Source organism: Oceanobacillus sp. FSL W7-1293, assembly GCF_037969815.1.
GTDB classification, from domain to species: domain Bacteria; phylum Bacillota; class Bacilli; order Bacillales; family Amphibacillaceae; genus Oceanobacillus; species Oceanobacillus oncorhynchi.
Genome location: NZ_CP150212.1, coordinates 1,261,874 through 1,275,117, shown reverse-complemented (window position 1 = coordinate 1,275,117; position 13,244 = coordinate 1,261,874). Strand labels below are relative to the sequence as shown.

At 35.2% G+C, this 13,244-nt stretch carries 11 protein-coding genes; 5 read left to right on the top strand and 6 right to left on the bottom strand.

Translation table 11 applies throughout. The annotated features are described in order from the left end of the window. Positions 1-17 precede the first annotated feature (17 nt). From MKY65_RS06490 to MKY65_RS06480, 3 genes are read right to left on the bottom strand one after another with little or no spacing between them, the layout of a single operon-like run. A complete protein-coding gene (locus MKY65_RS06490; protein ID WP_339183355.1) occupies positions 18-1,376 on the bottom strand; it encodes a PTS ascorbate transporter subunit IIC in 1,359 nt (452 codons plus the stop codon). A 32-nt stretch (positions 1,377-1,408) separates the two neighbouring features. After that, positions 1,409-1,690, bottom strand: coding sequence for a PTS sugar transporter subunit IIB (locus MKY65_RS06485; protein ID WP_339183352.1), 282 nt, complete (start codon positions 1,688-1,690; stop codon positions 1,409-1,411). Then, positions 1,687-3,738 (bottom strand): BglG family transcription antiterminator, encoded by a 2,052-nt coding sequence (locus tag MKY65_RS06480; protein ID WP_339183351.1) that lies wholly within the window; start codon positions 3,736-3,738, stop codon positions 1,687-1,689. Before MKY65_RS06480 ends, MKY65_RS06485 begins: the two co-directional genes overlap by 4 nt. Positions 3,739-4,177: 439 nt before the next feature. Here MKY65_RS06480 and MKY65_RS06475 point away from each other — a divergent pair, with 439 nt between their 5' ends. After that, positions 4,178-4,465 (top strand): hypothetical protein, encoded by a 288-nt coding sequence (locus tag MKY65_RS06475; RefSeq protein ID WP_339183349.1) that lies wholly within the window; start codon positions 4,178-4,180, stop codon positions 4,463-4,465. 59 nt (positions 4,466-4,524) lie between these two features. On the opposite strand, the gene MKY65_RS06470 is transcribed toward MKY65_RS06475, so the two are convergent. Further along, the gene (locus tag MKY65_RS06470; RefSeq protein ID WP_339183348.1) at positions 4,525-4,734 is read right to left on the bottom strand and encodes a hypothetical protein; all 210 of its coding nucleotides are present in this window, start codon (positions 4,732-4,734) and stop codon (positions 4,525-4,527) included. 527 nt (positions 4,735-5,261) lie between these two features. Between MKY65_RS06470 and MKY65_RS06465 the strand changes: the two genes are divergently transcribed. Continuing rightward, positions 5,262-5,927, top strand: coding sequence for a YoaK family protein (locus tag MKY65_RS06465; protein WP_339183346.1), 666 nt, complete (start codon positions 5,262-5,264; stop codon positions 5,925-5,927). Positions 5,928-6,903: 976 nt separating this feature from the next. Here MKY65_RS06465 and MKY65_RS06460 read toward each other — a convergent pair. Further along, positions 6,904-7,125: a hypothetical protein gene (locus tag MKY65_RS06460; protein WP_256705886.1), complete on the bottom strand. Its 222-nt coding sequence runs from the start codon at positions 7,123-7,125 to the stop codon at positions 6,904-6,906. A 190-nt stretch (positions 7,126-7,315) separates the two neighbouring features. Here MKY65_RS06460 and MKY65_RS06455 point away from each other — a divergent pair, with 190 nt between their 5' ends. Beyond that, entirely contained in the window at positions 7,316-8,605 is a 1,290-nt protein-coding gene (locus tag MKY65_RS06455; protein ID WP_339185140.1) for a Y-family DNA polymerase, read from the top strand. Positions 8,606-8,813: 208 nt separating this feature from the next. Here MKY65_RS06455 and MKY65_RS06450 read toward each other — a convergent pair whose 3' ends face one another. Then, positions 8,814-10,598 carry a DNA ligase D gene (locus tag MKY65_RS06450; protein ID WP_256705885.1) on the bottom strand — a complete coding sequence of 595 codons (1,785 nt, stop codon included), beginning with the start codon at positions 10,596-10,598 and terminating at the stop codon, positions 8,814-8,816. An 89-nt stretch (positions 10,599-10,687) separates the two neighbouring features. On the opposite strand from MKY65_RS06450, the gene MKY65_RS06445 reads away from it, so the two are divergent. Both MKY65_RS06445 and yycF read left to right on the top strand, forming a co-directional pair. Then, positions 10,688-11,566, top strand: a complete 879-nt coding sequence (locus MKY65_RS06445; protein ID WP_256705884.1) for a Ku protein — start codon at positions 10,688-10,690, stop codon at positions 11,564-11,566. A 748-nt stretch (positions 11,567-12,314) separates the two neighbouring features. Continuing rightward, complete coding sequence (yycF, locus tag MKY65_RS06440) at positions 12,315-13,010, top strand: response regulator YycF (RefSeq protein WP_256705883.1); 696 nt, start codon at positions 12,315-12,317, stop codon at positions 13,008-13,010. Positions 13,011-13,244: the final 234 nt, after the last annotated feature.

Here is a 13,244-nt window from a genome sequence, read left to right as displayed (position 1 = left end):
TACAACGTACTTTTTGCTTAACCTACTTTCGTTTCTTCTGATCGATTACTATTTTTCTTTTTTCCTGGAATAATCATCAGAAGAATAATCACTGCTAAGCTAACCGTAATTGCAATGGGCCCTGCATAGTTTGCCAGACTTCCAAAGAAGATACCTGATACGCCAAAATCTGCATCAGAGAAGGTGGTATTTGCAAATCCTAAATCTCCAAGTACTGGCATTAAGAATACTGGCAAGAAGGAAATAATAATCCCGTTTACAAATGAACCAGCTACCGATCCTTTAAACCCGCCAGTAGCATTACCAAACACTCCAGCTGCTGCTCCAGTAAAAAAGTGAGGAACTACACCAGGGAGGATAATTACTCCTCCTAAGAAAATCATGATTACCATACTTGCAATACCGCCTATGAAACTAGCAAAAAAACCAATTAACACGGCATTAGGTGCATAAGTGAAAATAATCGGTACATCTAATGCAGGTTTTGCATTTGGAACAAGCTTTGTAGAGATACCTTTAAATGCTGGTACAATTTCTGCTAGAACTAAACGTACTCCTGAAAGAATAACGTAAACTCCTGCAGCAAATGTACCTGCTTGAATTAATGAAAATACAAGAAAGTTTGTGCCCCCGCTTAATTCTGCTTCAATAAATGTTGGCCCAGCAAAGAATGCAACAATCAAGTACATTACTACCATAGTTAAAGCAATACTTACTGTACTATCGCGTAAAAAACCTAAACCATTCGGAAATTTAATATTTTCTGTAGAAGTTTCTTTACTCCCTTTAAATAGTTTTCCAACTAATCCGCTCGCAGCATATCCAACAGCACTAAAATGACCTAACGCCACATTATCGTTTCCCGTTAATTGACGCATGAAAGGCTGTAAAATTGCTGGAGATAATGTCATTACTATCCCTAAAGCTACCGATCCTGCTGCAATTAACCCGAATGTGTCAAAACCGGCAACTGCCATAATAACTGCCAGCATACAAGCTAAATAAAGCGTGTGATGTCCGGTTAAGAAAATATATTTATACCTGGTGAAACGGGCAATTAATATATTAACGATCATCCCAAAAAACATAATCAGGGCTGTTGTTGTTCCATACTCGGTTAACGCCAAAGCTACAACAGCTTCATTATTCGGTACTACTCCAGACACATTAAAAGCCTCTTCAAACATGGCACCAAACGGCGTTAATGACCCGGATAGAATACCAGCACCAGCTGCAATGACGAGGAAACCAACAAAGGTTTTTGTCGTTCCTTTTACAGTATCCGCAAGACCTTTCTTCTGAGCAATTAATCCAATTAAAGCAATTAAAGCTACGAGTATTGCCGGTTCACTTAAAATATCAATCATTGTACTCATATGGAAAACCTCCTTTTTCAGTTAAGCTGTTTTTATAGATAACCTTTTTCACGCACCACTTTCTCTACTTTTTCACGCAGCTCATCCATATCAATAATACTTTCCAAAACCACAATCTCACCTAAATGACTTCCCCCATCAGCAATATCCTTAGCAAGGAAAAAGACATCCGCGTCTCCAGGCGTTGCAGAACTCAAATCTGAATGAGCAACCTCTATACCTTCTACACCTAATTCTTGTAGAATCTGATTAATATTCATTTCTACCATAAAACTTGTACCTAATCCTGATCCACACACTGTTAAAAATTTCATAATACCTTCTCCCCTTCTTGGATAATAGATATAATTTCATCTATAGATTTTGTTTCTTTTAAACGGTTAATTAAAGTTTTATTCCCTAATATTTTGGTTAACTGGGCCAAAGCTTTTAAGTGCGCTTCATTGTCCACTGCAGCTAAGCAAATGAATACATCAATTTGATGATCCTCTTTACCTAATAATGCAATGGGCTGTTTTAACTTCAGCAGCGACATTCCTAATTTATTCACACCATTTTCAGGTCTTGCATGTGGAATACCGACACCCTTGCCAACATGGATGTAAGTTCCTAATTCTTTCACATTTTTTATCATCGCCTCTACATATGATTCTTGAATAATATGCTGATCAAGTAATGGAATAGAAGCTTTACGAATTGCTTCTTCCCAGTCAAGTTTCTCTTCTGTAAATTGAATCATATCTTCGGTTAGTAATTCGGATAACATCGGTTTATACACCTCTTTCTGATTACTTGTTGCGTAAAATAATTGGACGAGATTTCCATACAGTTTTTCTTCATTGATGACTGTTGCATTTTTTTTGATAACACTCATAATCTCATCAATCATCAAATGCTTTGATTGACTCGATAAATTAGGAAAATGTCTATAAACCGATTGTAGTAAATGTTTTTTCTCCACCAGAGTCATCAAAGGCTTCACTACAAATGTCGGCTTTGGAGATTCTACCGGTATGGTTGAAAATACTAAATCATAGTTTTGTACAGATATATCTGTAAATTGATCTCCATTAAACACCTTAGAGAAATAAATTTCAGGAAACAATTCTTTCAGCTGAGAAGCCAGCATCATGGATGAACTGATTCCATTTGCACAGACAATTAATCCGGTAATTCGCCCAATCTCCATTGTATTTTGGCGATCAATAATACTGCCAAAATGCATAGTGAAGAATCCAATTTCATCATCACTAATTTCTTTTTTTGTCCAACTTGCTAATGGCGACAAGGAGCGTTTTACAAATTGGAATAGCTCAACATACTCTGATTGAATCGTCGTTGACAACGGATTATGAAAAGGAATTTCAAATAAAATTCGGAAATATGCAGGCACTAAATGATTAAACAAACTCTCTTTTAAAAGCTGTTTATTCTTCACAGGAAGGAGCGTATTTTTTTCAAATTCTTCAATAATCTTCTCAGATAATGTTAAAAGTCCTGGATTGTCAACCCGTTGAATATGTTCGGTTGCAGTTAATAATAAAATCGTTACCAGATATATTTCGTTTTCAGATCTGTCCTCTCCATACAGCTGTTTGAAAAGAGAACTTGCCAAACAAAATAATGATTGATTTTCTAACAGCTTCTTCTCATTCTCTGAAAAGAATAGGACTCCTTTTTCACCTGCTTGAAAAAATGTAAAATAATAAATCAATTCAATTTTTCTTGTTTTTACTAATTGCCCCCCGTGTTCTGCAAGCCATTTTTGCATGACATCATTTGTCCGGTTTAAAAAATTTTCCTGATTCCATGCTCTTAAAATATAAATGATAAATTCTTCTCCCATAGATTGGCTTAATAATTGATGGATGCATGAAATGACGCTTCTCCGCTTCTCCATCTCATTTCCTTCAATACAATATCCTTCATTTCGGCTGTACCTGAAGGCCAGCCCTTTTTCCTGACAATGCTTTTTCAACCTGCGTACATCACTTAATGCGGTATTTTTACTTACTTTAAACAGAGATTGCAAGTGAAAATTAGATACAGGCTCTTTTCGGATATAAACATAGAGATAAATCATGTAAAATCGGTTATCCTCTGAAAAATTATATTGTCCTATGCTCTTATCAGAATGTAATTTTTCTCTTAAAATCTCTCTGGCTTCTTTCGAGATTTGAAAGCGTTGGTGGCTAATTTTTAACTTTGGAATGTTGAAATCTTCCAAAATTCCATTTACCTTCTCAAAATCATACATCAACTGCCGATCGGATAATTTTAACTGTTGCATCAACTCCAGCTTTGTAATCTGTTCATGGTTCATTAATTCTTCAACTAGTCGAATCGAGCGCTGATCTAACATGTTACTATCACCTCTCATTATAATCATAAAACGCTTACAACTTTGCCACAACAACGTTAAGGCACAACTTATGATGAATATATTCACATAGATTGTGCTTTCCTTTTCTTGTTAAAATTGCTTTTTCATAAATACAAATATAAAACTGTTTACATTTAGTTCACCAATGGATGTAATTGCAGAAGTGTTAAATAAGGCATTTATAAATAGCCATTCTGTTTTAATCCAAGCAAACATCATGCAAAACGGACTGTATTATAAAGACCTCCAATGCAAACTGGATGGATACGCGGAAGGTCAGATTCATTTAAAACTGAAAGATGGAAGAACGACCTGCTGCACCTTGAAGGAAATAAGAAATATTGAAATAATGAATCCTTTGGATTGATATGATAAGCTAAATTAAGATACACAATAACACAAAAAGGAGTATCAATATATGACAGAAAAGTATAGATTGTTTTTAGATAGAATAAAAGTACACGAAGAGCACTTACAAAAGGAAGTTAAATTAGCGCAAGAACTAGGAGGGAAATCACCTTACATTGATAATTACCAAAAGAAGAAAATTATCGATGAGGATGGGGAGACTGTTGTTTTTATCTCTAAAATAGAAATCAATGAATTTAAATATAGTAAAGATCGAGATGAAATTTATCATAATCGTATTACCGGTAAAGCATTAAACTATTGGTTAGATTTTGTTATAGATAAAGTTAGAGTATAAAAATAATTTCGGCTGCATTAAGTCCGATACCAAACTTAATGCAGCCGATAATTAAAACTCTAAATTCTTAACATTACTGCTTTCCTTTTAGTAATACCTGTTACAGCAATAACAGAATTTTTTCTTACAACGACTTTTGTAGCAATTTTTTCGGCATTTGTAATAATCATCATAATAGTCGTCTTTTTTACACCAATCATAATCATATTCTTTTTTCTTGTGACAGCGACATTTACAATAATCACCGTGTTTCTTTTTACATGGGTCATAGTAATAACACATAGCTTTATCACTCCTTTCTCAATCAATATACGCAATCTCGGAAAAGGAGTTTGGACAAAGTTAATAATAGCCTAACACATTTTATTTTAAATATAGATTCACGTGTATTAATATGACAAAATAAAAAAGACGCCCTTGGATAGAGCGTCTAAACTTCCTTGAGTTCCAATTGCCAAAGCAAATCAAAATATCCCACAGAGTATTGTATGCCTGTAATTCTACTAAGTGAGGGTTTATTTTATTTAATAAACTTGATAGCAATCTTGACTTATCGAGTTTTAAGTATCTGTTCAATGTTTCTTTAGGTAAAAAATGCTAATAAAATTTTTAACACTTTTTTCATTTTTCAACTCTTCCTTATTTTCGAGATTATTGTAGCATTTTTAATGGAAAATTGTAACACCGCAGGGGTCTTGTAATTTGTCAGAAAACCTTTACATGTTTTACTTTATAGGCTAGATCAAAAATAAAAATCTATTAATCTATTCATTTATCGCAAGAGGAGGTTATAAAGTTGAGGGATGAAATCAATCAAAATAAAATCTTGACTGTCTTAACGATTTTTTCTACGTTTTTAATGGGATTTCTTGATGCTTATACTTTTATCACGCAAGATGGTTTATTTGCCAGCGCTCAAACGGGAAATATGGTAGTTTTAGGTGCAAAGCTGTTTGAAGGTGATTTTATGGAAGCTCTAGTCCATATTTTCTCTTTTGTCGGTTTTGCTGTTGGAGCATTTATAGCACAAGGGGTTATAGAGCGCTTTAAAGAGTACGGCTGGGAGAAGTATCGTATATATCTTTTTCTTCAGATGGTTTTTCTGCTTATCATCGCTATCATTCAGAAAAATATCGGTCCTTCTGTAATTGGATTTCTGCTCGGATTATTAGCAGGGTATGAGCTGACAGTATTTCGTAAAATCAAGTCAACCAATATTAATAATGGGATTATGACCGGCAATACAAAGAATCTCATGAATAATCTTTATTTAGCTATTTTTAATAAAAATAAAGAGGCTTTACATACTTTTCTAACATTATTGCTGGGCTTGTGTGTATTTATGCTCGGGGTAGGTTCTGGTACTGTAGTTCAACTTTTTGGAGTATATTTGAATTTATGGTTGGCATTTTTTATTACTGGACTGTTTTATATCTGGCTGCTTTTAATAAAAATTAAATGACAGGAAAGAATTGATAGCTGAACATATCAATGAAACAGAGGAATGAAAAGCAATGATGAACAAAATGGCAAATATGCTGCGTGAATTAAGTGGTAGAGAAGATGATTTATATCCAAAAAACCGACATTAGATTTGGTACTCCAACCACTTGACCAAGCTATAGAAATCATCGACCGTGAAGCTTCATATCGAACGACTATCCATTCAGATCAAGGCTGGCATTATCAGCATAATAAATAGGTAAGGATATTAAAAGAAAACAAGATTTTTCAAAGCATGTCACGTAAAGCGACCTGTGCAGACAACGCTTCGATAGAGAATTTCTTCGGAATCATGAAACAGGAAATGTACCATGGACAAGGATTAGTTAACTATGAGAGATTAAAGCTTTAAATAGACATATTGAGAAAGCTTAAGTTTATAAAATCACTCCTATTTCATATCCAAATGCTATCACTAAGCCAGCCGAAGAATTGAAAGGAATACTTTGTTAGGAATTAACACGTGCGCCGGACGGATTTTTAAACAACTTATTAAAAATAACCCTAAGGATGGCGCTGTAATCCCTAAAAAGCGTAGAACCGTTGAAGAAAATGAAAAAGGACGCTTCCGAAAAAGTAAAAACTTTATACGAAAACGCCCTTAATGATATTGTTTTAAAATAAAATGTTACCTTTTTGTTACCTTTTAGGGTTTCAGCAACACTTATCAGCTTTGAAACCCTTATAAATCAAGGGTTTCAGCGAATGACTTACATCATCCCAGGCATGAACCACTTTGATATTTTCACTTCTATTGTCTTTTAATTACCTATTATGTAGCGAATATATTAAATGTATTTAAATAATTTTTATAATCATTGGTAATACTTTTTAAATAATTAGTGGTCAAAATAAGGTCAATTCATTTATACGTAATTTTTGAACTTTATTTTTAGCCAATTATACCACATTACAGTAGAGAGGTCTCCCCCTCTCTATTTTTCTGTCTCCGCATCATCATAAGCACCAGATTTAATCAGATGCATACGTCTCATTAAATAATTCTCCAGTTCGCCCAGCCCTATCTTATGTAAACTTCTCACCTCTGACTCATAATAACCGTATGTAATTCCTGTCTGTAAATCTAACGCATCGATAAACCTTCCACCGTCTTCCCGGTCGATGAATGGTATTGTGATTTTAAATTTTTTCTTCATTATAATATACCCTCCTTTTATACTACATATACGACAAAAAGGGACTAATATCCTTCTTTTTTTAATCAGGTTCCAAATATTACATACCGAACTTTCTTGACTATAGGAACGTATATTCTTATAATTAAACGCATATAATAGATACAAACGTATATTCGTATAAGAGGTGTTTGTTGTGGATGAAATTATGATGATGGATTACAGGAATGAACCGCGTCGGGATATTATGTGTATTGATGCTAAATCCTTTTTCGCAAGCGTCGAGGCGGTCGAACGTAGACAACACCCTTTATATGCTCGTATTGCTGTTGTTTCGAAACCAGATAATCAAGGTGGTTTGGTTTTAGCTTCTTCTCCTCGCGTCAAGAAAGAATATGGTGTTAAAACCGGCACAAGGATTTATGAGATACCAAAAAAAGCAAACATAGAAATTGTAGAGCCTCGTATGGCAGTGTATTTACAAAAGAATATGGAGATATTACGTATTTTTAAGCGATATGTAGCGAAAGAGGATTTACTTGTTTATTCTATTGACGAATCGTTCCTCGACGTAACCAAATCACATAAACTTTTTGGCGGCACGCATGACGTAGCTAGAAAAATACAGAATGATGTATGGAGAGAGTTGGGGTTAGTATTGACTGTTGGCATCGGTGACAACCCTCTTCTTGCTAAATTAGCATTGGACCACCAGGCAAAGCATGATGAAAAGAATGGGTTCATAGGCGAGTGGCGTTATGAAGATGTTTCTGAAACAGTCTGGAAAATAAGACCCTTAACTGAATTTTGGGGAATTGGCGGGAAAACGGAGGCAAAACTAAATCGCATGGGGATCCGGAGTATCGGAGAGTTATCGCAATATAATCTTCGTAAGCTCAAAAATAATTTCGGAGTGATTGGCGAGCAACTCTTTTTTCATGCTCACGGAATCGACCGAACGCTTTTATCAGAGGTTTACAAACCTAAAAGTACGTCATTCAGCAGAAATCAGATACTTAACAGGGATTATAAAGATAGGCATGAAATTGAGGTAGTCATTCGAGAAATGACAGATGAGAATGTGGCCAGATTAAGAAAGAATTACTTAATGACTGGTCTTGTGAAATTGTATATTGGTTATTCCAGAGATGTCGTTCAGGGTGGATTTAACCAACAGATGAAGATTCCAGTAACTGACTCATCTAAAATATTAAAAGAACATATTATATATCTTTTTTACAAGCACTACGAAGAAAATACACCTGTAAGAACGGTTAACGTCACTTTCGGCAAACTCAAACATAAGCAGTCGCTGCAACTTAATTTATTTGAACCTGCAGAAGAAACAATACAAAATGAAGAACTTGACCAGACGATTGACCATATTAGGAGAAAATTTGGATATACATCCTTGTTGCATGCTTCGAGCCTGCTTGATGGCGGAATGGCTAGGTTCCGCGCTAAGTTGGTCGGTGGCCATCGTGCTGGGGATGATAAATAATAACGTAACCCACATTATTTAATGTACAATAGGGATAAAATAAAAAACAAAAAAGGGATGAATATTGATGCCGATATATAAAGTTGGAGATAGATGGGTTGCACAAAGGTATCCAAATGATAAAAATAAAATATACGGTAAATAAAATTTGCAGATAGACCTAATCCAAAACAAAAACTTGATTAGCCCTACGATGAAGTGAGGGCTTTTAATCTTTCACCATTTTCAATATCTTATCCAGTTTTTGTTTGCTCCCTGTTTCAAAATATCCTGCAAACGGGCACCCTATTTCACGTACACGTTCTATTACGTTTCCTATTGTAAATGCAATAGGAGTCAATTCTTCATTCACTTCATGCCAATACAAAGGAGTTGAGACAGTTCCTTCTTCCGTTTTTCTTGGAGAATATGGAGCAATTAACGTTTTGTCTTGACCGTGCTGCACGTAATCAATATACAATCGGCCGTTGCGATTCTTTTTCAGGCGTTCAGTCGTAAAATCTTTGGGATACGCTTTCTCCAAAACTTTTGCTACTGCCTCAGTAAAAACCCCTGTTTCGTCATATGTCATACTTCCCTCTCGGATAGGAATATATATTTGTATTCCCTTATTTCCAGACGTTTTCACAAAAGACACAAGGTTTAAATCATCTAACATTTGCTTCAACAATTTGGCTGCTTTTACTGCTAGAGAAAAGTGTTCCCGGTCTGGTGGGTCCAAATCAAATACAATTTCTAAAGGAGTAACTTGCCCGATTCGTTGAAAAGGAACATGATATTCGATGGATCCGTGATTTGCTAACCAAACTAAGCTTTCTAACTGATTACATACAATTAAATCGTCAGTAGCATCTGATGCTAAGTAATCTGGTGCGTAATCGGGAAGACTTTTTTGAAAGAATGATTCTTCTTCTACTCCGTCGGGACAGCGAATAACTGTTAATGCACGTTGTTTTAAAAATGGCAGCATCCATGGCGATATTTCTCTGATATAGACTAAAAGGTCTTTCTTTTTAAAAATATCACGCCATAAGTACTTATCTGTATTCGAAACTTCAATAGGTATCTGTGCCATGTCTAACTGCAGTTTATCCAGTGTACAGTCAGTATAAGGTGTAGAAGGATTGATATCTCTAAAATTAGGTTCTCTCAACTCTTTACTATATAAATCCAGAGTATTGATTGTACTTGTTATAGCTGGTGGCAGATGATACGACCCATCGGAAAACTCACCTTGCTCCTTAAAAAGCTTTTGCACCGTTTCTACTGATTCTTTTGGTAGTCCATGTTTGCACGTACCAACGTTTATTAAATCATCGCCCTCTAATACATTAACAGCAAAATACCCGTTACTTGGATTATACTCTGTTAATACACCTTGAATCACTCTCCAGTTTTTAATCTTGTACCAATCATGATGATTCTTCCCTTTTTGATACGTACTGTTTTTTTGTTTCGCAATGATTCCTTCACTTTTAGATGCATTAACAACCTTCTGAATTTCCTCAATGGATGTAAATGCTTTTACGTATTTTAAAACTTTGTTATCGTTGACTGAATCCAATAATTGATAAAGTGTTTCTTTTCGTAAGGATAAATTATTTTTAGTGAGTTTCTTCCCTCTAATTTCAGTTATATCAAATACCATTAATGATGCAGGCCTAATACTTGACTGCTTTTCGATCCGATCATTACTTTTCATTCGACCACGCATTTGAATTTGAGAAAAATTAGCTTGATATCGATGATTTAAAACGACAAGTTCCCCATCCAACTTTAAAGGTAATTTATTTTTAAAGTAATCGTAATTTTCATTGCACCAATTAATAATCTCAGGAAATTTACTGGAGATGTCATGACTGTTTTTGCTTGCCAGAGTTATCTTTTTATCAGTCCAGCTTAATTCACAACGAAAGCCATCATATTTAACTTCATACAACCAATCATCGCCCTCTGGAATATCAGTACGTTCTATCGGTTTCATCCAATCCATATGTATCACCTCTTTTAAATAGGATGCCTCATATCTTTGTATAAAAAACATACAAATCAGCAAAATAAATTTAAAAGGAGGCACGGAAAATGCACACGATGTGGAAAGGAACCATCAACTTTGGTCTGGTTAATATTCCTGTAAAGATGCACGCGGCTACCGAAAATAAAGATATTAAACTGCGGCAGCTGCATAAGAAATGCAAAACACCAATTAAATATGAAAAAACCTGTCCTAACTGCGGTGATGAAGAAGTTAAAAGCGAGGATATTGTTAAGGCTTATGAATATGCAAGTAACAAGTTTGTGGTTTTGGATGATGAAGAACTGGAAGCATTGAAGAAAGAGCAAGAAGATAAGGCTGTTGAAATTGTTGATTTTGTCCAGTTGGAAGAAATAGACCCCATCTATTTTGAAAAAAGTTATTATCTATCCCCTAATGAGGGCGGATCGAAAGCATATGCGCTATTGAGAGAGGCTTTAACAGATACAGGAAAGATTGGCATAGCTAAAATGATGATACGTTCTAAAGAACAGCTTGCTGTAATCAGAGTGTATAAAGATGCTATCGTAGTTGAAACAATACACTATCCTGATGAGGTTCGGGACGTAGGAGAAGTGCCTAATGTTCCGAGCCAAGAATCTGTTGGCAAAAAAGAATTAGATACTGCTAAGATGTTAATTGAGCAACTCACTACTGAATTTGAACCCGAAAAATATAAGGATGATTATCGTACAGCCTTAATGGAATTGATTGAAGCTAAGAAAAATAATAAAGAAATCGAAATCGGTGGAGAGACAAAAACAAAACCGGATAACGTGGTCAACTTAATGGATGCGTTGCAGGAATCGTTAGATAAGGCTAAAAGCGAAAAACCAAAAACAACAAAACCGAAAAAGAAAACAGCTGCCAAGAAGAAAACAACTACTACCAAGACTTCTGCTAAAAAGAAAAAAGCTACTTCTTAATATATGTAAAGCCCTCGTGTGAAGGGCTTATTTTTTGCAGAAAGAAAGACGCCCGTAATTATCTATGCAAGCGTTCATTCTTTGAGTCCCAATTGCCAAAGCAAATCCAAATATCCCGCAGAACATTCTATGTACGTACTTCCATAAACGTGAAGGCTTATTCTTATTTAACAAAAAAGGCGCCCGCGGTGCAGTTCAGCATAGTGGGACGTCTAATTGCAGAGTTACTAATAGTTGAAATACTGACGATGGAGGTACTAGATCACCTGCAACTCTATGATGACATTATAGCTTAAGATTTTTTATTATGTAAAGCCCCCACAACCAAGTAAAGACTTTTTACTCTTTTACCATTTTCAAAACTTTATCCAGTTTTTGTTTTCTCCCTATCTCAAAATAACTTTCACACAGGCAGCCTATCTCTCGTATTCGTTCTACTGCGTTTCCGATTGTCAATGTAGTTGGTTTTAAATCTCCATGAACGCTCTTCAAGAGTCGCTAGACAGAGCTAAAAATGATAAGCCTAAGACGAAGCAAACTGCAATAAAGAAACCAGCTGCCAAAAAATCCACTAAGACGCCTGCAAAGAAGAAAAAGGCAACTTCATGATTACCCTCATTTATTTGAGGGTTTTTCTTATTTTATTTGAGAAATGATGTTTTTATTAACATATTGTGGTATAATTTTTTACATGATTTTTTCACTGAGTATTTTTAATATTTACTTAACTTAAAAGGATGTACAAACAATGAGTCAAAAAATATTAATTGTCGACGATGAACAGCCAATTACTGATATATTACAATTTAATTTAGAAAAAGAAGGGTACCAGACAGTGGTAGCGAATGATGGCGATACTGCAATTGAACTTGCAGAAACAGAGCGTCCTAATCTTATTCTATTGGATATCATGCTTCCTGGAAAAGGCGGAAATGAAGTATTGCGTGAGGTACGTAAAACACAAAGAGTCCCTGTTATCATTCTGACTGCAAAAGATGCTGAATTTGATAAAGTGCTCGGATTAGAACTGGGTGCAGATGATTATGTGACGAAACCATTCAGCAATCGTGAATTAATCGCTCGAGTGAAGGCAAATTTGCGACGTGAAAATGTCCTGGTAGAAAAGCCGACGAAAACACCGAAGGATATTGTGATTGGTGATTTAGTCATATATCCTGACGCATATGTTGCTTCTTGCAAAGGTGTAAAGGTTGAATTAAGACATCTTGAATTTGAACTATTATATTATTTAGCGCGTCATATTGGGCAAGTCATGACACGTGAACACTTATTAAGAACAGTATGGGGTTATGATTACTTTGGTGATATGCGCACCGTTGATGTGACTGTTCGTTGTCTGCGTGAAAAAATTGAAGATAATCCTAGTAACCCATTGTGGATTGTAACAAGAAGAGGTGTCGGATATTATCTGCGCAGACCTTGACAGAAGTATGGCATAACGAAGTCCGATAATATGTACTCAATTAATTTTGCAATTGTTGGAAGTGCTTCTTATTTTGAAAATAACTTAGATCATCATCTAGATAGGGCACTTGATGACCAATACTAGTCAGACTCCAACTCGATTTATAAGTGTTTTGTTCTAATGAAATAGTGTTTTTATCGACTATATCATGTTACAATTTCCCTGTTCGTATAAACAATAAGAGAAGAATGC

Coding starts and splice junctions, on each gene's coding strand:
- MKY65_RS06490 (WP_339183355.1), bottom strand. CDS start 1,376: ATGAGTACAATGATTGATATTTTAAGTGAACCGGCAATACTCGTAGCT.
- MKY65_RS06485 (WP_339183352.1), bottom strand. CDS start 1,690: ATGAAATTTTTAACAGTGTGTGGATCAGGATTAGGTACAAGTTTTATG.
- MKY65_RS06480 (WP_339183351.1), bottom strand. CDS start 3,738: ATGTTAGATCAGCGCTCGATTCGACTAGTTGAAGAATTAATGAACCAT.
- MKY65_RS06475 (WP_339183349.1), top strand. CDS start 4,178: ATGACAGAAAAGTATAGATTGTTTTTAGATAGAATAAAAGTACACGAA.
- MKY65_RS06470 (WP_339183348.1), bottom strand. CDS start 4,734: ATGACCCATGTAAAAAGAAACACGGTGATTATTGTAAATGTCGCTGTC.
- MKY65_RS06460 (WP_256705886.1), bottom strand. CDS start 7,125: ATGAAGAAAAAATTTAAAATCACAATACCATTCATCGACCGGGAAGAC.
- MKY65_RS06455 (WP_339185140.1), top strand. CDS start 7,316: ATGATGGATTACAGGAATGAACCGCGTCGGGATATTATGTGTATTGAT.
- MKY65_RS06450 (WP_256705885.1), bottom strand. CDS start 10,598: ATGGATTGGATGAAACCGATAGAACGTACTGATATTCCAGAGGGCGAT.
- MKY65_RS06445 (WP_256705884.1), top strand. CDS start 10,688: ATGCACACGATGTGGAAAGGAACCATCAACTTTGGTCTGGTTAATATT.
- yycF (WP_256705883.1), top strand. CDS start 12,315: ATGAGTCAAAAAATATTAATTGTCGACGATGAACAGCCAATTACTGAT.